This is a genomic window from Caulobacter sp. SRI_008 (assembly GCF_057586355.1).
Genome location: NZ_JBYCZS010000032.1, coordinates 28,620 through 46,694, shown reverse-complemented (window position 1 = coordinate 46,694; position 18,075 = coordinate 28,620). Strand labels below are relative to the sequence as shown.

At 68.6% G+C, this 18,075-nt stretch carries 23 protein-coding genes; 16 read left to right on the top strand and 7 right to left on the bottom strand.

Annotated features, from left to right (window positions below; all coding sequences use genetic code 11):
* Positions 1-7 precede the first annotated feature (7 nt).
* Positions 8-592 (top strand): dihydrofolate reductase family protein, encoded by a 585-nt coding sequence (locus AC2YHT_RS22925; RefSeq protein WP_487292158.1) that lies wholly within the window; start codon positions 8-10, stop codon positions 590-592.
* A gap of 18 nt (positions 593-610) precedes the next feature.
* On the opposite strand, the gene AC2YHT_RS22920 is transcribed toward AC2YHT_RS22925, so the two are convergent.
* On the bottom strand, positions 611-1,771 hold the full coding sequence (locus tag AC2YHT_RS22920; protein ID WP_487292157.1) for a sensor histidine kinase: 1,161 nt from the start codon (positions 1,769-1,771) through the stop codon (positions 611-613).
* Positions 1,759-2,448, bottom strand: a complete 690-nt coding sequence (locus AC2YHT_RS22915; protein WP_487292156.1) for a response regulator — start codon at positions 2,446-2,448, stop codon at positions 1,759-1,761. Before AC2YHT_RS22915 ends, AC2YHT_RS22920 begins: the two co-directional genes overlap by 13 nt.
* Positions 2,449-2,912: 464 nt before the next feature.
* Here AC2YHT_RS22915 and AC2YHT_RS22910 point away from each other — a divergent pair, with 464 nt between their 5' ends.
* Positions 2,913-3,692, top strand: coding sequence for a MipA/OmpV family protein (locus AC2YHT_RS22910; protein ID WP_487292155.1), 780 nt, complete (start codon positions 2,913-2,915; stop codon positions 3,690-3,692).
* Here the strand turns inward: AC2YHT_RS22910 and AC2YHT_RS22905 are convergent.
* Positions 3,689-4,744 carry a DUF2855 family protein gene (locus AC2YHT_RS22905; protein WP_487292154.1) on the bottom strand — a complete coding sequence of 352 codons (1,056 nt, stop codon included), beginning with the start codon at positions 4,742-4,744 and terminating at the stop codon, positions 3,689-3,691. The genes AC2YHT_RS22910 and AC2YHT_RS22905 overlap by 4 nt on opposite strands.
* Positions 4,745-4,868: 124 nt before the next feature.
* Here AC2YHT_RS22905 and AC2YHT_RS22900 point away from each other — a divergent pair, with 124 nt between their 5' ends.
* Both AC2YHT_RS22900 and AC2YHT_RS22895 read left to right on the top strand, forming a co-directional pair.
* A complete protein-coding gene (locus tag AC2YHT_RS22900) occupies positions 4,869-5,726 on the top strand; it encodes an SDR family oxidoreductase (protein ID WP_487292153.1) in 858 nt (285 codons plus the stop codon).
* Positions 5,727-5,801: 75 nt separating this feature from the next.
* The gene (locus AC2YHT_RS22895) at positions 5,802-6,893 is read left to right on the top strand and encodes a Fic family protein (RefSeq protein WP_487292152.1); all 1,092 of its coding nucleotides are present in this window, start codon (positions 5,802-5,804) and stop codon (positions 6,891-6,893) included.
* A 4-nt stretch (positions 6,894-6,897) separates the two neighbouring features.
* On the opposite strand, the gene AC2YHT_RS22890 is transcribed toward AC2YHT_RS22895, so the two are convergent.
* The gene (locus AC2YHT_RS22890; RefSeq protein ID WP_487292151.1) at positions 6,898-7,224 is read right to left on the bottom strand and encodes a TfoX/Sxy family protein; all 327 of its coding nucleotides are present in this window, start codon (positions 7,222-7,224) and stop codon (positions 6,898-6,900) included.
* On the opposite strand from AC2YHT_RS22890, the gene AC2YHT_RS22885 reads away from it, so the two are divergent.
* Positions 7,223-7,702, top strand: coding sequence for an N-acetyltransferase family protein (locus tag AC2YHT_RS22885; protein WP_487292150.1), 480 nt, complete (start codon positions 7,223-7,225; stop codon positions 7,700-7,702). The genes AC2YHT_RS22890 and AC2YHT_RS22885 overlap by 2 nt on opposite strands.
* 177 nt (positions 7,703-7,879) lie before the next feature.
* Here the strand turns inward: AC2YHT_RS22885 and AC2YHT_RS22880 are convergent, their stop codons facing one another.
* Positions 7,880-9,148 carry an MFS transporter gene (locus tag AC2YHT_RS22880; protein ID WP_487292149.1) on the bottom strand — a complete coding sequence of 423 codons (1,269 nt, stop codon included), beginning with the start codon at positions 9,146-9,148 and terminating at the stop codon, positions 7,880-7,882.
* 261 nt (positions 9,149-9,409) lie between these two features.
* On the opposite strand from AC2YHT_RS22880, the gene AC2YHT_RS22875 reads away from it, so the two are divergent.
* The 5 genes from AC2YHT_RS22875 to AC2YHT_RS22855 all read left to right on the top strand — a co-directional run bounded on the left by AC2YHT_RS22875 (position 9,410) and on the right by AC2YHT_RS22855 (position 13,164).
* Complete coding sequence (locus tag AC2YHT_RS22875; protein WP_487292148.1) at positions 9,410-9,940, top strand: GNAT family N-acetyltransferase; 531 nt, start codon at positions 9,410-9,412, stop codon at positions 9,938-9,940.
* A 47-nt stretch (positions 9,941-9,987) separates the two neighbouring features.
* Complete coding sequence (locus tag AC2YHT_RS22870; RefSeq protein WP_487292171.1) at positions 9,988-10,566, top strand: DUF1285 domain-containing protein; 579 nt, start codon at positions 9,988-9,990, stop codon at positions 10,564-10,566.
* A complete protein-coding gene (locus tag AC2YHT_RS22865) occupies positions 10,563-11,261 on the top strand; it encodes a CoA pyrophosphatase (protein ID WP_487292147.1) in 699 nt (232 codons plus the stop codon). The genes AC2YHT_RS22870 and AC2YHT_RS22865 overlap by 4 nt, the downstream gene beginning before the upstream one ends.
* Positions 11,262-11,365: 104 nt before the next feature.
* Positions 11,366-12,586, top strand: coding sequence for a CCA tRNA nucleotidyltransferase (locus tag AC2YHT_RS22860; RefSeq protein ID WP_487292170.1), 1,221 nt, complete (start codon positions 11,366-11,368; stop codon positions 12,584-12,586).
* Entirely contained in the window at positions 12,583-13,164 is a 582-nt protein-coding gene (locus AC2YHT_RS22855) for a hypothetical protein (RefSeq protein WP_487292146.1), read from the top strand. The genes AC2YHT_RS22860 and AC2YHT_RS22855 overlap by 4 nt, the downstream gene beginning before the upstream one ends.
* A 280-nt stretch (positions 13,165-13,444) precedes the next feature.
* Here the strand turns inward: AC2YHT_RS22855 and AC2YHT_RS22850 are convergent, their stop codons facing one another.
* Complete coding sequence (locus tag AC2YHT_RS22850; protein ID WP_487292145.1) at positions 13,445-13,714, bottom strand: hypothetical protein; 270 nt, start codon at positions 13,712-13,714, stop codon at positions 13,445-13,447.
* A 314-nt stretch (positions 13,715-14,028) separates the two neighbouring features.
* Here AC2YHT_RS22850 and AC2YHT_RS22845 point away from each other — a divergent pair, with 314 nt between their 5' ends.
* From AC2YHT_RS22845 to AC2YHT_RS22835, 3 genes are read left to right on the top strand one after another with little or no spacing between them, the layout of a single operon-like run.
* On the top strand, positions 14,029-14,238 hold the full coding sequence (locus tag AC2YHT_RS22845; protein WP_110120022.1) for a cold-shock protein: 210 nt from the start codon (positions 14,029-14,031) through the stop codon (positions 14,236-14,238).
* A 59-nt stretch (positions 14,239-14,297) separates the two neighbouring features.
* Positions 14,298-14,657 (top strand): DUF6481 family protein, encoded by a 360-nt coding sequence (locus AC2YHT_RS22840; protein WP_487292144.1) that lies wholly within the window; start codon positions 14,298-14,300, stop codon positions 14,655-14,657.
* A 31-nt stretch (positions 14,658-14,688) separates the two neighbouring features.
* Positions 14,689-14,838, top strand: a complete 150-nt coding sequence (locus tag AC2YHT_RS22835) for a hypothetical protein (protein WP_199228462.1) — start codon at positions 14,689-14,691, stop codon at positions 14,836-14,838.
* A gap of 25 nt (positions 14,839-14,863) precedes the next feature.
* Here AC2YHT_RS22835 and AC2YHT_RS22830 read toward each other — a convergent pair whose 3' ends face one another.
* Positions 14,864-15,130, bottom strand: coding sequence for a hypothetical protein (locus tag AC2YHT_RS22830; RefSeq protein WP_487292143.1), 267 nt, complete (start codon positions 15,128-15,130; stop codon positions 14,864-14,866).
* Between the two features lie 229 nt (positions 15,131-15,359).
* Here AC2YHT_RS22830 and AC2YHT_RS22825 point away from each other — a divergent pair, with 229 nt between their 5' ends.
* The 3 genes from AC2YHT_RS22825 to hemF all read left to right on the top strand — a co-directional run bounded on the left by AC2YHT_RS22825 (position 15,360) and on the right by hemF (position 18,065).
* On the top strand, positions 15,360-16,106 hold the full coding sequence (locus tag AC2YHT_RS22825) for an electron transfer flavoprotein subunit beta/FixA family protein (RefSeq protein ID WP_487292142.1): 747 nt from the start codon (positions 15,360-15,362) through the stop codon (positions 16,104-16,106).
* A complete protein-coding gene (locus tag AC2YHT_RS22820; RefSeq protein WP_487292141.1) occupies positions 16,106-17,047 on the top strand; it encodes an electron transfer flavoprotein subunit alpha/FixB family protein in 942 nt (313 codons plus the stop codon). The genes AC2YHT_RS22825 and AC2YHT_RS22820 overlap by 1 nt, the downstream gene beginning before the upstream one ends.
* A gap of 133 nt (positions 17,048-17,180) precedes the next feature.
* Entirely contained in the window at positions 17,181-18,065 is an 885-nt protein-coding gene (gene hemF, locus AC2YHT_RS22815) for an oxygen-dependent coproporphyrinogen oxidase (protein WP_487292140.1), read from the top strand.
* Positions 18,066-18,075: the final 10 nt, after the last annotated feature.

Genomic DNA, 18,075 nt, shown 5'->3' with positions numbered 1-18,075 from the left:
AAGGGGCATGGCGCTGATCCGCGGTTTCATCGCCGCCAGCCTCGACGGTTGCGTGGCCGACGCGGACGGCGGGGTGCAGTGGCTGGCGCCGTTCCGCAAGGTGGATCCCGGCTACGGCGCCTTCATCGACGACGTCGGCACCGTGGTGATGGGTCGGCGCACCTACGACCTGATCCCGAGCCTTGGCACGGGCTGGCCCTATGCCGGCAAGCGCGGCTTCGTCGTCACCTCGCGGCGGGGAGATCCGGTGCAGCGCGGGGTGAAGTTCTGGCGCGAGGGGGTGCCCGACCTGATCGAGCGCCTGCGCGACCTCGACGACGGCGACGCGTGGGTGGTGGGCGGCGCGGGCCTGCTGGCCGCCTTCGCCGAGGAGGGCGCGCTGGACCGCCTGTCGCTGCTGATCGCGCCGGTGCTGCTGGGCGAGGGCCTGCGCCTCTTTCCCGAACGCACCGGCGCGCCGCGGGGGCTGGTGCTGCGAGGAACGGCCGCCCTGGCCATGGGCGTGGTTCGGCTGGACTACGAACTGCCGCCGGTCAGGCCGGGACGGGGGAGAGGCCGGGCGGCGGGGCCGCAGGGCGTGGCGGAGGCGTAGGGAAGGCTTGGGGTCAGGCTAGGCGTCGTCGTTCGGTAGCGGCAGGTAGGCCGAGAACCGCGCTCCGGAGCGATCGCTGCGATTGCGGGCCACGATCCTGCCGCCGTGGGCCTCGGCCAGCTTGGCGGCCAGGGTCAGGCCCATGCCGCTTCCCGGACGACCCAGGCGCCGGTCGGCGCCGCCGCGCCAGAAGGGAATGAACAGCTTTTCCTGTTCCTCCGGCGGAAAGCCGTCGCCCTCGTCGATCACCGTGACGATGACCTGCCGGTCCTTGACGACCAGATAGATCGTCACCGTGCTGCCGGCCGGACCGTGCTTGATGGCGTTGGTCAGCAGGTTGGTGAAGATCTGGGTCAGGCGCAGGGGATCGCCGAGCATTTCGGCGGCGACGTAGTTGGCTTCCAAGGTGATCCTGGCCTGATCGGCGACGTCGCGCAGATCGGCCACGACCTGGCGCAGTACGTCGTCGACGTGAACCTTGCGCTGGTCCAGCCTCAGGGCGCCGGCGTCGGCGAGCGACAGAGTGTGCAGGTCCTCCACCAGCCGCGACAGGTGTTCGACCTGGCGCAGCAGCCGGTCGGCCTCGCCGGCGGCCGGATCGATCACCCCGTCGGCCAGGGCGTGCAGGCGGCCCGTCAGTATGGTCAGCGGGGTGCGCAGCTCGTGGGCGATGCCGGCGGTCAGCACTGTCCGCTCGCGTTCATAGACGTCGATCTGCGCGGCCATCTGGTTGAAGCTGTCGATCAGGACGCCGACCTCGCCCGTGCTCGAGCCCTTGTCGACCCGCACCGAGCGGTCGCCAGCGGACACCTGGGCGGCCGCCCTGGCCACCGCCGTGATCGGGCGGCTGATCCGCCGGGCCAGCCAGACCGCCGCGGCGCCGCCCGCGCTCGCCGAGATGAGGGCGATGATCGCGACGAACCGGAAATTGTTCAGCGCCTGCCGCTCGGGATTGTACCGGGCGTAGAGGTCGAAGAACCGCTCGCTGTCGCCCTGGCGGCCGTTCACCAGCGCCTGGATCTCCGCCCAGGCTTCGGGGGGCATGCGCCGCGTCGCGTCGTGCAGCAGCCAGACGGCGGAGGCGTGATAGGCGAAGAGGCCCACCGCCATGGTGATCAGGGTCGTCAGTCCCGCCAGCAGCAGCAGCTGGGAGACGATGCGATGGGTCATTCTGACCATAGTCGGTATCCCACGCCCCGAACCGGTTCGATCATCCCGGGGCAGCCGGCCGCGGTGAGCTTTCGCCGCAGCTTGGAAAGATGGCTGTCGACCACGCGGTCGAAGGCCGGGCTGTCGGGGGCCGCGGCGTCGAGAATTTCGGCCCGCGAGATGGCCCTGCGCGGCTGGCGGGCCAGATAGGCCAGAACCTCGAATTCGGTCGGCGTCAGGGCCAGGCGCACCCCTTCGCCGGTCTTGGCGCGGCAGGTGACGATGCGCGCATCGAGGTCGATGACCAGATCGCCGACGCTGATGTGGCGGCGTCCTGCGCCGCCCTGCGTACGCCTCAGGACCGCCCGGATGCGCTCGACCACCTCCGACGGGTTGAACGGCTTGACCACATAGTCGTCGGCGCCGATCCGCAGCGACGACAGCTTGGTCACCTCGTCGCCGAAGGCGCTGACGACGATCACCGGGGTGTCGAAGCGCCGGCGGATCGAGGTCAGGACGTCGAGGCCGTCGCCGCCCGGCAGTCCGACATCGAGCAACACCAGGTCTGGCCTGAGCTGGGCGTGGTCGCGGATCGCGTCCTGCACGGTCGTCGCTCGCGAGGCCGCGTAGCCGGCGCGCTCCACATAGGCGGCCAGAAGGTCGGCGATCTCGATCTCGTCCTCGACGATCAGAATGCGATGGCTCATGCCCCAGGCCTTTCACGGCGCCTTATGACGCGGCTTGATGGAGAGACGATGGAGGGCGCCCGGGCTGTTCTCCACAAAGAGGGCGACACCTAGCGCCAATGACGAGCGCGCCGCCACCGTCGCGCCCGGCTACGGATCGTCACACCCCTGCATGAGCCGGCAAAAGCGCGCCGCCGACGAAAAGGCGCCGCCTCCATCGTTCGTCCATCGAGCGCTACTCAACCCTCCATGTTCGGCGTGCATCTCAGCAACGACGCCGGCCGCGACGGCTGGCTTTCGACACGGGCGTTCGGACGATGGCGATGCTGAGACAGTGCTGGATATCGCTGCTGCTCGGCGGAGCCTCGCCGGCGCCGGACGCCCCTGGCGACGCTCTCATCGACGCAGACGAAATCGCCTCCCGCTCGCGGCCCATGGGGCCGCCGACGTCCGACCTTCAGGAAAGTCTTCCAGTGAAAGCGCCCATGCACCGCTCGTTCAAAGCCTTCCCGCGCCTGCTCGCGGTCGCTCCCGTCGGCGCCCTGATGTTCTGGGGCGCGGCGGCCTACGCCCAGGGGCAGGCCGAAGATCACGTGGTGGTCGGTCTCGGCGCGGGCTATGGCCCCGCCTATGAGGGGGGCGACAAATATCGCGTCATGCCCATCCCGGCGATCGACGTGAAGAGGGGGCGCTTCTTCGCCAACTTCCGAAACGGCCTGGGCCTGGATCTGCTGGAAAGCGACCACCTGACCATCGGCGCGGGCGTCGTCTACCTGCCCGGCTATCGTCGCCAGGACGTGCCCCAGGGGATCGACAAGCTGGACATCGGCGCCGGCGGCCGGGTTTTCGCCAGTCTCAGGGAGGTCGGTTTCGTCGGCTCGGTCGGGATCACCCAGGGTCTCGCCGGCGGGAGCAAGGGCCTGGTCGCCGACGCCAGCCTGTCCTACCCGATTTCCCTGACCGATCGCTTCACCGTCGTTCCGTCGATCGGCGCTACCTGGGCGGACGGGAAATACAACGACAGCTATTTCGGGGTCGATCAGGCCGAGGCGGCCGCCTCGGGCCTGTCGCGCTTCGAGGCCGGAAGCGGCTTCAAGGACGCCTCGGCGATGCTGAACCTCAACTACCGCCTGACCGATCGGATCAATCTGGGCGTCTCGGGCGGCGTGACCAGGCTGATGGGCGACGACAAGGACAGTCCCCTGGTCGCTTACAAGACCCAGCCCGTCGGCTTCCTCTCGATCTCCTACCGGTTCCGCTCCTAGGGCGCCAGCACCACCCCGACGCTGGGCGAGGTTCCGCCGTCGACCTGGGCCAGGAAGGCCTGGGCGATCGCCTCACGGCCCTCGCCGCGCTCCACCGTCAGCCAGCGGGGTGCATCGGCGACGAAGGGAACCCAGGCGGCGCCGTAGCGGGTTTCGAACTCGCCGGGCGCCCAGTCCTGGCGGCGCTTGGCGATGCGGTCGGGGGCGAAGAAGAACACGGGCTTGGGGCCGGGCAGGGAGCCACCGCCGCGTTCGGTCTCCCAGTGCGTGCCGCCGACCAGAAGGGAGAAGGCCAGATCCTCGCCGAAGGTCTCGTGCACGCTGCGCAGCACCGCCGCGTCGCCCGCGAAGTCGACGAACACCGCCGGGCGCTCGATCGGCGCCGCCGGCAGGTCGGCATAGGTCACGACCTGGTCGTAGACGCCTAAGGCTTCGACGAAGGCGACGTTGCGCGGCGAGGTCAGGCCCACGACCTTGGCCGCCCCGCGGCGCCTAAGCAGATGGGCCAGGCCGATCGCGGTCTTGGCCGAGGCGCTGGACAGGATCACCGATTTCGCGCCGAACAGGGCGCTCTCGTCCAGAAAGTCCTCGATGAGGAACGAGGTGATGAAGAGGGGCTGCAGCAGGGCCTTGTGAGCTTCCAGCCCGTCGTCGTCGCCGACCGCCTGGTACTGGTTGTAGACCGCCGCCAGCTGGGCGCGGTGGGGCGAGACGTCGGTGAAGCCGGTGCGGCCGGGCCGGGCCTGCACCGTCAGGTGCGTCGACATCGGCCAGTAGCCGTAGAAGCGTTGGCCGACCGCGATGTCGGGATGGGCCGAGGCCTCGACCCGGGCGTGGCCCCAGACCGGCACGCGGCCGAAGCCTTCCGGGGCGGGGAAGAAATCCCAATAGCGCATGGCCTCGCCGAACACGGCGTAGGTGATGTTGTTGGCGGTCAGGGCGAAGCTCTCGATCGCCAGCCTTGCCTGGCCGTCCTCGAGCGGCGGCGGCTCGGTCTCGCGGAATTCGGTGCGGCGCAGGTCGGACTTGGCGACCAGAAAATCCCAGGCCATGGCGAGCCTCCCGTTCGTCGCCGGGAGTAGGCGGCAGGCTCGAACACAAGCCAAACAATTGTTTGAATTCTTGCCGCCCGCAGCGTCAACGGCGCATGGTCGCCGGCAAAAGGGAGAAACGACCATGAGCCTTGCGGGCAAGACCCTGTTCATCACCGGCGCCAGCCGCGGCATCGGCCTGGCCATCGCGCTGCGGGCCGCGCGCGACGGGGCCAATATCGTCGTCGCCGCCAAGACCGCCGACCCGCATCCCAAGCTGCCCGGCACCATCTATTCCGCCGCAGACGAGATCGCCGCGGCCGGCGGCGTGGCCCTGCCGCTGGTGGTCGACGTGCGCGACGAGGCCAGCGTGCAGTCGGCGGTCGACCAGGCCGTCGAGCGGTTCGGCGGCATCGACATTCTCGTCAACAACGCCTCGGCCATCTCGCTGACCGGCACGCTGTCGACCGACATGAAGCGCTACGACCTGATGCATCAGGTCAATACGCGCGGCACCTTCCTGACGTCGAAGGCCTGCATCCCGCACCTGAGGAAGTCGGCCAATCCGCACGTGCTGATGCTGTCGCCGCCGCTCGACATGAGCCCGCGGTGGTTTGGCGGCCACGTGGCCTACACCATGGCCAAGTTCGGCATGTCGATGTGCGTGCTGGGCATGGCCGAGGAGTTCAAGAGCGACGGGATCGCCTTCAACGCCCTATGGCCGCGCACCGGCATCGCCACCGCCGCCATCCAGTTCGCCCTGACCGGCGAGGAAGGCCTGCGCCACTGCCGCACCCCCGAGATCATGGCCGACGCCGCCCACGCGATCTTCGAAAAGCCGTCGCGCGAGCTCACCGGCCAGTTCCTGATCGACGACACGTTCCTCTACGGCGAGGGCGTACGCGAGTTCGACCAGTACCGCGTCGATCCCACCGCCAGCCTGATGCCGGACTTCTTCGTGCCCGAAGACAGCGTTCCGCCGCCGGGGGTGGTGATCGGTTAGAGAGCGCGGCTTTCTTTTACATGTCGCGCTCAACGTGTTATTGAAATGCGATTTCTTTAACATGATGGGTGCGACGTGTTAAAGCCGACCTATGTCATTCCGCCGCTGCCGCCGGCAGTGGAATTGGAGACGACGGCGGTGCTGCGCGAGGCGGCGCGAGCGCACCGCTATCTGGCCGAGCTCAAGGGGCGCGCCGGTACGATCCCCAACCAGGGCATCCTGATCGACACCCTCTCGCTGCAGGAAGCGCGCGCCAGTTCGGAAATCGAGAACATCGTCACCACCCAGGACGAGATGTTCCAGGCCACCCTTCTGCTCGAGGCGGGGCAGGGCGGTCCCGCCAAGGAGGTCGCGCTCTACAGGGATGCTCTAAAGCGCGGTTTTGACCGGTTGCGCGAGAGCGACGGGCTGCTGACCAACAACATGCTCGTCGAGATGTTCCAGGTGCTCAAGCGCACCGGCGGCGACTTCCGTTCGACGCCAGGGACGGCGCTCTACAACGACGTCACCGGCCAGATCGTCTACGTGCCGCCGCAGGATCGCGACGCGATCGTCGCCCACATGACGGCGCTGGAGCGTTTCGTGAACGACGATGCGGTCAGCGATCTGGACCCGCTCATCAAGATGGCGCTGATCCACCACCAGTTCGAAAGCATCCACCCGTTCCCGGACGGCAACGGTCGCCTCGGCCGCATTCTCAACGTGCTGTACCTGACCAAGGTCGGGTTGCTGGAGATCCCGATCCTCTATCTCAGCCGCTACGTGATCACCAACAAGGCCGAGTACTACCGCCTGCTGCAGCAGGTGCGCGACGACGGCGCCTGGGAGGCCTGGCTGCTCTACATGCTGCGCGCGGTCGCTGAGACCTCGATCCAGACGCTGGCGCTGGTGCAGGGCGTCGCCGCGTTGATGGCGGACTACAAGGCGCGCCTGCGGACAGGGCATCCCAAGATCTACTCGCAGGATCTGCTCAACAACCTGTTCCGCCACCCCTATACGCGGATCGAGTTCGTGCAGAACGAACTGGGCGTCGTGCGCCAGACGGCGGCCAAGTATCTGGACGAACTGGCGGCCGGAGGGCTGATCGAGAAGCACAGCCAGGGACGCAGCAACTATTACGTCAACCGGCCGCTGGTGGATTTGCTGCTGCGGGTGTCCGGCGGCTGACGCCTCACCGCTTCTTCCGCGCGGCCACCGCCAGCGCCTTGCGCGCCCACTCCACCAGCAGGTCCGGGTCGTCCATGGCGTCGGCCGGGGCGCTCCAGTAGGCCATGGGCTTGCCTTCGCCGAAGGGATCGAAGGCGTGGCCGCCGGCGGCTTCGAACTGGGGTTTGAGGGCCTCGTCGCCCTTGAGGTAGAGGGTGTCGTCGTCGAGGATCGCGAAGAACAGGCCGTTCGCGTAGAGGCCGACTCCGCCGAACATCCGCTTGGGTTTCAGCTGTCCCAGAGGGGTCAGCTGCTCCAGCACGAACTCCAGGAAGTCATTCGAAACCGCCATGCCCGTCACCATCCGTCCCGCCGCGCCAGAAGACGCCGCCCTGATCCTGTCGTTCGTCCGCGACCTGGCGGAGTACGAGAAGCTGCTGCACGCGGTGGAGGCCACGCAAGCCCATGTCGAGGCGGCGCTGTTTGGCGAGCATCCCAAGGCCTTCTGCGACATCGCCGAGATTGACGGCGAGCCGGTGGGTTTCGCCCTGTGGTTCTACAACTTCTCGACCTTCGTCGGCCGGCACGGGATCTATCTGGAGGACCTGTTCGTGCGGCCGGCCGCGCGCGGTTCGGGCGCGGGCAAGGCGCTGCTGGCCAACCTGGCCCGCCGCTGCGTGGCCGAGAACCTGGGGCGGCTGGAATGGGCCGTGCTCGACTGGAACGCCCCGTCGATCGCCTTCTATGACAGCCTCGGCGCGGCGGCGATGGACGAGTGGATCGTGCGGCGGATGACCGGCGAAGCGCTGGAGCGGCTGGCGGGGGGCTGAGCGATCGACCTCGCGCCGCTTCCTTTTTCGCCTTCCTGGGCCTCGTGCCCAGGACCCATGGCGCCGCCGCCTCTGACCCTGAGAGCGTCATCGACCTGAGCGGCTGAACCCTGGACCCTAGGCACAAGGCCTAGGGAAGCAATTTTGGGAAGTGCTGACGCTGGATCTATTCCCCGCCTACTCCAGCCGATCAGCCTTGCGCAGCGCCGGGAACAGCCAGGCCCAGGTTCCGGTGACGACCATGGCGCCCAGCCCGCCGAACACCGCCGCGCCGACCGGGCCGAGCAGCCAGGCGACCGCGCCGCTCTCGACCTCGCCCAGTTCGTTGGAAGCGCTGATGAACACGCCCGAGACGGCCGAGACGCGGCCGCGCATGGCGTCGGGGGTGACGATCTGCACCAGGGTCTGGCGGACATAGACCGACAGCATGTCGGCCCCGCCCAGCACGGCCAGCGAGGCCACCGACAGCCAGACCAGCTTGGACAGGCCGAAGACCACGGTGGCCGCGCCGAACACGAACACCCCGGCGAACATGATCCGGCCGGCGTGGCGGCGGATCGGCTGGCTGGCGAGATAGAGGCCGACCAGGGTGGCGCCGATGGCCGGCGAGGCGCGCAACAGGCCAAAGCCTCCGGGGCCGATGTGCAGCACGTCGCGGGCGAAGACCGGCAGCAGGGCCGTGGCTCCGCCCAGGATCACCGCGAACAGGTCCAGCGAGATCGAGCCGAAGACGATCTTGTTGTTCCAGACATAGGCCAGCCCTTCCTTGATCAGCTCCAGGCGCGAGCCGGGCTGGGCCTCGGGCTTGGTCGGCCGGCGGATGGCCGACAGCAGCAGCAGGCCGACGACGTAGAGAACCGCCGCGCCGCCGAAGGCCAGGCCCGCCGAATGCACCAGCAAGAGGCCGCCCAGCGCCGGGCCGACGATCGAGCCGGCCTGCCAGGCCAGGGCGTTCCAGGCGATCGCCCGGGGCAGCAGCGGCCGGGGCACCAGCATCGGTCCCATGGCGCCGGTCGCGGGCGCCATGAAGGCGCGGCTGGCCCCGAAGAACACGGCGACGACGAAGATCGGCCACAGGGCGTGGATGCCTTTGATCGCCAGGAAGAACAGGATCAGCACGCTGATGATGTCGATCCCCAGGGTGATCATCGCGATGTGCTTGCGGGTGCGGCGGTCGGCCGTCTCGCCAGCCAGCAAGGTCAGCAGGAACAGCGGCACGAACTGCGCCAGGCCGATCATGCTGACCATGAAGGCCGACTCGCCGACCGACATGGTCTGGCGGGCGATGGCGTAGACCTGCCAGCCCAGGGCCACGGCCTGGATCTGCACCCCCAGCGTGCCGACGAAGCGCGCCCCCCAGAAGCAGAGATAGTCCCGCTCGCGCAGCAGGGCGCGGGTCGAGGTGTCGGGTTCTGGCGGCGAAGCAGGGGAGGCGGGGTCTGACATTTCGGCGCGGACCCTGCCCCTTGAGGCGAAGCGTCGCAATCGCGTTTGTCTCATAAGGCCGTCGATTTCGTTGACGTCGGGGTCATACGGCCCTATGCCGCCCGCCTCTGCCACGGGGAGCGCCGCTCATGCGACGCCTGCGACGAACCTGCGCCGCGCCGACTTCGGTCCGCGCCTGAACGCCCCGGAAAGGCGGCCGTCGCGGCCGCGTCACGCGCCGGGGATAAAGCCCCAGTACGTACCCGGATCTTTCGTCGCCCCATGACTGCTTCTTCTGCTTCTTTCGTCGCCGCTATTCCTCAAGATGCTCCCGCCGTCGAGGTCGAGGCCCCGCGCCACGCCGCCGCCGTCGAGGCGCTGGTCGATCGCGCCTTCGGGCCGGGCCGGTTCGCCAAGTCGTCCGAGCGGCTGCGCGAGGGCAATCGCAAGCTGGACGACTGCTCGTTCGTGGCCCTGCGCGGCGACGCGGTGATCGGCAGCGTACGCCTGTGGCCGGTGACCATCGGCGGCAAGCCGGTCGCCTTCCTCGGCCCGCTGGCGGTCGATGCGACCCAGCGCAGCGCCGGCCTGGGCCAGGCCCTGGTCGAGACCGCCTGCGCCGCCGCCGCCAAGGCCGGCTGGGAGGCCGTGCTGCTGGTCGGCGACGCGCCCTATTTCGCCCGCATCGGCTTTTCGGCCGCGCCGGCCGCCAAGGTCGTCATGCCCGGTCCGGCCGACCAGCGCCGGGTGCTGCTGAAGGCCCTGGTTCCCGGCGGGGACGAAGGCTTCGAAGGCCGCGTCGCGGTCGCTTAGGCCCAGCATCGCTTGAGCCGGGCGCGCGCATGGCCTACCTGAGGGCCATGCCCTCCGACACAGCCCGCACCGGACTTCAAGGCGTCGCCGACGCCGCCAAGGCCGCGCAAGGCGGCGAGGGGGAAAAGCGCGGCCTGCCGCCGGCGCATCTGTGGAACCCCGCCCACTGCGGCGACATCGACATCCGCATCCGCAAGGACGGGGTCTGGTTCCATGAAGGCACGCCGATCGGCCGCGAGGCCCTGGTGCGCCTGTTCTCGACCATCCTGCGGCGCGACCCCGACGGCTTCCACCTGGTCACCCCGGTCGAGAAGATGAAGATCGTGGTCGAGGACGCGCCGTTCATCGCCGTGCGCGTCGACCGGGCAGGCGAGGCCCTGCGCTTCCTGACCAATGTCGGCGACGAGGTCGAGGCGGGGCCGGAAAACGCCATCCGCGTCGAGGAGGACCCCGCCACCGGCGAGCCGCGTCCCTATCTGCACGTGCGCCGGGGGCTGGAGGCGCTGATCGCCCGCCCGGTGTTCTACGAGCTGGTCGAGATGGCGGCCGAGGGCGACACGCCGGACGGTTCGCGCCTGGGCGTCTCGTCCAACGGCGCCTGGTTCCCGATTGGGCCGGCCGCATGATCCCGCGAACGGACGTGGCGGCGCGGCGGGCCTGGATCCGCGAGCGCCTGGACCCGATCGAGGCCTATGATCCCACCGTGGAGAACGTCTGGCGCTCGGACTACGACCTCAATCCGGGCCTGAAGATGGACAATCCGCACGCCCTGCGGCCTGCGGCGGTGCTGATCGGCCTGGTCGAGCGCGGCGACACGCTGAACGTCATCCTCACCCGCCGCTCGGACGCGCTGCGCAGCCACACTGGCCAAGTCGCCTTTCCCGGCGGGCGCTGCGATCCGGGCGAGACCCCCTGGGGCACGGCCCTGCGCGAGGCCAACGAGGAGGTGGGGCTGGACCCGCGCTTCGTCGAGGTGGCCGGCCTGCTGAACGGCTACGCCACGGTGACGGGGTTCTACGTGACGCCGGTGGTCGGCTTCGTCGATCCGGACTGCACGCTGATCGCCAATCCCGACGAGGTGGCCGACGTCTTCGAGACGCCGTTCGACTTCCTGATGAACCCGGCCAACCACCAGCGCCAGCATCGCGACACGCCCACGGGGCCGCGCTACTTCTACGCCATGCCGTGGAACGAGCGGTTCATCTGGGGCGCGACGGCCGGGATGTTGCGGGCGCTGTACGAACGGTTGCATCCGGATGTCCCGACAGTTGGGGACGACGGCGTTTCCCCTCTTGGCGGGTCGAGCCATTCCCTGAAATAGTCGTTTGAAAGCAGGACGTCCCACCCGCGCCAACGGGAGACGGCTTGCCGTTGCGTAAAGGGGGACTTCGCGTGCAGACCCAGACCATCGGCAAGGCGCCGTGGATGGAATGGCCCGAGACCAAGGCGGTGATCGCCGCGCTCGAGGCCAAGGGCCGGCCCGGCTGCGCCCGCTTCGTGGGCGGCTGCGTGCGCAACACCCTGATGGGCAAGCCGGTCGACGACATCGACATCGCCACCACCCTGACGCCCGACCAGGTGATCGAGGCCCTGGGCGAGGCGGGCCTGAAGGCCATCCCCACCGGCGTCGACCACGGCACGGTGACGGCGGTGGCCAAGAAGATCCCGTTCGAGATCACCACCCTGCGCCGCGACGTTTCGACCGACGGCCGCCGGGCGGTGGTGGCGTTCACCCACGCCTGGGAAGAAGACGCCCAGCGCCGCGACTTCCGCTTCAACGCCCTCTATGTCGACGGCGAGGGACGGCTCTACGACCCCACCGGCCACGGGGTGCAGGATGCCAAGGACGGCAAGGTGGTGTTCGTCGGCGAGCCGATGACCCGCATCCGCGAGGACTATCTGCGCATCCTGCGCTTCTTCCGCTTCCAGGCCTGGTACGGCAAGGGCGAGCCCGACCAGAAGGCCCTGGCCGCCTGCAAGGCGCTGAAGGGCCTGGTCTCGGGGCGCGCCGCCGAGCGCACCCAGAAGGAAATCCTCAAGCTGCTGGCCGCCGATGATCCGCGTCCGGCCCTGCGGCTGATGGCGGCGACCGGCGTGCTGGCGGCGATCCTGCCGTTCGTCAAATCGCTGGCCCGCCTGGACGGCCTGGTGGCCATCGAGACCGAGCAGCTGTTCGAGAACGATGTCGAGCTGCGGCTGGCGGCCCTGATCCCCGACGACGTGGCCCTGGCCCGCGAGCTGGCCGAGCGCCTGCGCCTGTCCAACGCCCTGAAGGAGCGGCTGGCCGAGGCGGTGGGAACCTCGCCGCGGATCGTCTCGTGGATGAGCCCGCGCGAAGCCCGCCGCGCCGTCTACGCCCTTGGCCTGCGCACCTTCACCGACCGGGTGAAGCTGGCCTGGGCCGCCTCGACCCGCCTGGCCACCACGCCGCAGTGGCGGGCCCTGCTGGCCCTGGCCGAGACCTGGGACCAGCCGTCCTTCCCGCTGACCGGCGAGGAAGTGATGCGCGCCGGCGTGCCCAAGGGGCCGCTGGTCGGCGAGGTGATGCGCGAGGTCGAGATCTGGTGGATCGACCAGGACTTCATCGAGGACAAGCTGTCGGTGATCGAGCGCCTGAAGGCGGTGGTCCAGGGCATGGCGGTTTGAGGCGCGGGATCCTGGCCGCGGTCGCCGCGGCCCTTCCGCTGCTGGGCGCGGTCGAGACGCGGGCGGCGGTGAGTTCCGTCGAGGTCCGAGCCCAGGCCGCGGCGGCCCACGCGGTCAGCCGCACGGTGACGCATCGCGGCGTCCGCCCCTTCGCGACCCTCGACCAGGTCGCGGCCCTGGGCCAGTTCTGGACCTCCAACAGCCTCTACGCCCTTGGCGGCGCGAACGGCGAGCGCCGCTGGGTGATCCGGCGCAGCTTTGGCCAAATGAGCGGCGACAAGGGCCTGGTCTGGGCCGACTCCCGCGCCTGCCCGGCGGTGAAGTCGGTGCTGGAGGCGATGGAGGCCCTGCCGGCGGTGCGCCTCCATGCGCCGGGCGTCGGTCCCCAGAGCCAGAGGGCGCCGCTGATGGACGGTATCGCCCACCGGTTCTGGAACCAGGGCGCACGCACCGGCGCGGCCGACGCCTCGGTGGCCGTCGAGATCGACGGCAATGCGGATTCGCCTGTCGCCCAATGGTGGTCTGACGCCGTGCGCCGTCTGGAAGGTTGCTGGACCGAGCAGGAACCGGCCGCCTGATCCGAATGCCGCGGCCGGGGCCGAAGACGCGGCGGCCGTGGCGGCCTCCACGTGCTTGGACGCCCGGCCGCGTGGAGGCTGGAAGCTATGAATGTCTGAAATGGCTTTGGGCTGAAGGGGTTGATCGGAAGGCCGCCGGTGGAAAATTCCCGGTGGGCGGTTCGTCGACCGCGGCGGCGTGATCTTTGGATCCGTCTCGCTTTCGACTGTTCCTATTTTGTTCCGACGGTGCGACAGAGCCGGACGCCTCGGCCGGACCGGCCGAGGCGATTTTCGGCACCTAGCGGAGTTCGAAGTAGACCGTGCCCTCGCCCTCGGTGTGGGCGACGATGGCGATGTCGTGCTCGACGCCGTCGTCCAGGGTCAGGCGGCCGCCGCCGGCGCGGAAGGCCTCGCGCATCGCGGCGGGCTCGCCCGTCAGGCTGCCCTTGCCGGCTCGCCGCGCGGCCGAGCCGCCGGTGATCAGCAGCGAGAAGTCGATGTCCTGCCGCTGGCGGGAAATGGTCAGGGCGCCGGCGCCCGTACGGGGAGTGGGGGGGACTTTACGCATGGCGATGATAACGCCGAGCTTGGCCGTTTGATCCGGGGCGATCGAAATAAGGCGCCGGTCGAGCAGGTCGTGACGAGATTTTCCAAAAATGAAAGCGGCCTGGCGTCGCTTGTGGAAATGAAAAAGATTCGAAATCGCTTGTGAAATAATCCACAGGCGCGCATGATTTGGCGATCGAATATCGAAATGGTTCGGCCGCTCTCCACGCTTGTTCTTCGGATCGAGCGCCCGAGTCTACCCAAAACCTCTCCGAAAATTTGATCGCGCGGACCATTACGGCCGTGCGGCTACACCTGTCTTAAGGATACTCTCCCATGGCTACCGGCACCGTGAAGTGGTTCAACTCCACCAAGGGCTTCGGCTTCATCCAGCCCGACGACGGCGGCGCGGACGTGTTCGTCCACATCTCGGCCGTCGAGCGCTCGACCCTCGGCTCGCTGAACGAAGGCCAGAAGGTCGCCTTCGAACTCGAGCGCGACCAGCGCAGCGGCAAGATGTCGGCCGGCCAACTCCAGGCCGCCTGATCTCGACGTCTCAATTCGCCCGCGGGATCCTCCCGCGGGCGTTTTCGTGAAGGGATCTCATGAGTTCATTCCAAAACGTCGGCCATGCCGATCGCCTCAAGACCTCGGCCCAGGCCAAGGCGGCCCTGCTGGCCAAGTTCAAGCCCAAGGCGGCTGTCACCGATCCCCAATTCGAAGACCGCGCCGCCCTGCGCGCGGCCGAACTGACCGCGGTTCGCAAGGAGCGGTCCGCCGCACGGGCGCTCATCAAGGCGGAAGCCGTCGAGCAGCAGGCGGCCCAAGACCAGGCTCAGGCGGCTTTGGCCGAAGAAGCGCTTGCCGCCAAGCGTGGAGCGCGTAAGGAACGTAAGGCGCTCACCAACGCTGAAGCTAAGGCCAAGCGCGACGCACGTTACGCCGCGCGTAAGGCCCGCGCCTGACTGCGCGGACTTTCTTACAAAGGGAGCCGCCATGGCCCGCAAGCCGAACTACAATTTCGAACGCCAGGAACGCGAGCGCCTGAAGGCGGCCAAGGCCGCGGAAAAAGCCGCCGAGAAAGCCGCCGAACGCGCGGCCAAGCGCGCCGAGTCGGGCGAAGGCGAGGGCGAGCCCTCGGCCTGATCCGCCGGCCCCGAGCCTAGGGGCCTTACTTCTTTTCCGGGTTCCGGACCGACGGGCCTTCCATCTTGGAGGTGTCGGTGTTGATCGGCGGCAGGTTGGCCGGCCGGCCGGTCAACTGCTCGATCGGATAGATCGTGCCGCACTTGAGCCATTTGCCGGCCCAGGCGCCGCCTCGCGCCTCGCACTTCGCCTTCGGCCACACCCACAGGTAATGATAGCCGAACACGCCAACGATGCTGGCGAGGAAGATGCCGATGAAGATGATCTTCAGGCGGTTGATCGTGCGGTTCATGGCGGCGTCTTAAGCACCGGCCGCGCTATGTGGCTAGCCCCATTTCGCGAGGCGGAGCGCCGGACGGCGCTGACGGCGCGCGGAAGGTGTCGTACATTTGTTTGAATGATCCCTGAAAAAGAGCATTACGCTTACGTTAGGGGAACCTTGCAAACCTGTGCGGACGCGCTAAGTCGATTGTCCAAGCAGGGGAAACCTCGAAAGAGCAGCCAGGAGGCGGCGTAGACCGATGAAGGTTCTGGTCCCGGTCAAACGGGTTATCGATTACAACGTGAAGGCTCGGGTGAAAGCCGACCAGACGGGCGTCGACCTGGCGAACGTCAAGATGTCGATGAACCCGTTCTGCGAGATCGCGGTCGAAGAGGCGGTGCGCCTCAAGGAAAAGGGCGCGGCGACCGAGGTCGTCATCGTCTCGATCGGCCCGGCTCAAGCCCAGGAAACCATCCGCACGGCGCTGGCCATGGGCGGCGACCGCGGCATCCTGATCACCAGCGACGCCGACCTCGAGCCGCTGGCCGTGGCCAAGCTGCTGAAGGCCGTCGTGGCCGAAGAGCAGCCGGGCCTCGTCCTGATGGGCAAGCAGGCCATCGACGGCGACAACAACGCCGTGGGCCAGATGCTGTCGGCCCTGCTCGACTGGCCGCAGGCGACCTACGCCTCGGCGATCGAAATCAGCGGTTCGGCCGCCAAGGTCACCCGCGAAGTCGACGGCGGCCTGCAGACGCTCGACGTCGACCTGCCGGCCGTGGTCACCGCCGACCTGCGCCTGAACGAGCCGCGCTATGCGTCTCTGCCCAACATCATGAAGGCCAAGAAGAAGGAAATCGCGCAGAAGACCGTCGCCGACTATGGCGTCGACGTCGCTCCGCGCCTGACCGTCGTCAAGGTCACCGAGCCCGCCAAGCGTTCGGCGGGCGTCAAGGTCGAGTCCGCCGCCGACCTCGTCTCCAAGCTCACGACCGCGGGGGTGCTGTAATGGCCGTTCTCGTCATCGCCGATAACGACAACGCGCACCTGCGCGACGGCACCCACAAGACCGTCACCGCCGCCCTGAAGCTGTCGGGCGACGTGGACGTGCTGGTGCTGGGTTCGGGCGTCTCGGCCGTCGCCGCTGAGGCCGCCAAGATCGCCGGCGTCCGCAAGGTGCTGACCGCCGAGAGCGACGCCCTGGGTCACGGCATCGCCGAAGCCCAGGCCGACGCCGCCCTGGCCATCGCGGGCGACTACGACGCGATCCTCGTTCCGGCCACCGCCGGCGGCAAGAACTTCGCCCCGCGCATCGCCGCCAAGCTCGACGTCGCGCCGATCAGCGACATCGTCGAAGTGGTGTCGGCCGACACCTTCGTGCGCCCGATCTACGCCGGCAACGCGCTGGAGACCGTCCAGTCGTCCGACGCCAAGAAGGTGATCACCGTCCGTCCTACCGCCTTCCCGGCGGCCGGCGAAGGCGGCTCGGCCTCGGTGGAAGCCGTCTCGGGCGCCGATGCGGCCAAGACCCGCTTCGTCAGCGAAGAGATGGTCAAGTCGGACCGTCCGGAACTGGCCGCGGCCAAGATCGTCGTCTCGGGCGGTCGCGCCATGGGCTCGGCCGAAGAGTTCCAGGCGGTCATCGAGCCCCTGGCCGACAAGCTGGGCGCCGCCGTCGGCGCCTCGCGCGCCGCCGTCGACGCCGGCTACGCCCCGAACGACTACCAGGTCGGCCAGACCGGCAAGGTCGTCGCCCCGCAGCTCTACATCGCCGTGGGCATCTCGGGCGCCATCCAGCACCTGGCCGGCATGAAGGACTCCAAGGTGATCGTCGCGATCAACAAGGACGCCGATGCGCCGATCTTCCAGGTCGCCGACTACGGCCTGGTCGCCGACTACAAGACCGCCGTGCCGGAACTGCTGAGCGCGCTCACCGCCGCCGGCAAGTAAGGCTTCTCGCCTGTCGAGAACGGAAGGCCCGGGAGCGATCCCGGGCCTTTCTTTTTGATCCATGTCCTCCGCAAAACCCCTTATGCGGCCCCCCGGATTTGCGCGGGATCGGGCTTGGGCTTAAGCCGATCCCATGACGCAACAAGCCGACACCCTTTCCGATCTCGACGCCCAGAAGGCCCTTGCAAAGGCCTGGTTCGAGAGCCTGCGCGACCAGATCTGCGCCGCCTTCGAGACCCTGGAGGACGAGGCCCCCGCCGAGCTCTACGGCGACAAGCCGGGCCGCTTCGAGCTGAAGCCGTGGGATCGGCCGGCCGGCGGCGGCGGGGTGAGGGGGATGATGCACGGCCGCCTGTTCGAGAAGGTCGGGGTGCACGTCTCGACGGTGTTCGGGACCTTCCCGCCGGAAATGGCCAAGACCATGCCCGGCGCGGCCGAGGATCCGCGGTTCTTCGCCACCGGCATCAGCCTGATCGCGCACATGACCAATCCGCGCGTGCCGGCCGTGCACATGAACACCCGCTTCATCGCCACGACCAAGGGCTGGTTCGGCGGCGGCGGCGACCTGACCCCGCTGCTCGGCTACCAGCGCCAGCAGGACTTTCCGGACGCCATCGACTTCCACGCGGCCTACCAGCGGGCCTGCGACAAGCACGATCCGGACTGGTACGCCAAGTATAAGGCCTGGTGCGACGAGTACTTCTTCCTGCCCCACCGCAACGAGCCGCGCGGCATCGGCGGCATCTTCTACGACCACCACGACAGCGGCGATTGGGAGCGCGACTTCGCCTTCACCCAGGACGTCGGCCGGGCGTTCCTGGAGATCTACCCCACCCTGGTCCGTCGTCGCATGGGCGAGGCCTGGACGCCGGAAGAGCGCGAGCAGCAACTGGTGCAGCGCGGCCGCTACGTGGAGTTCAACCTGCTCTACGACCGCGGCACGATGTTCGGCCTGAAGACCGGCGGCAATGTGGAGTCGATCCTCAGCTCCATGCCGCCCGAGGTGAAGTGGCCGTAAGGGGCGATTC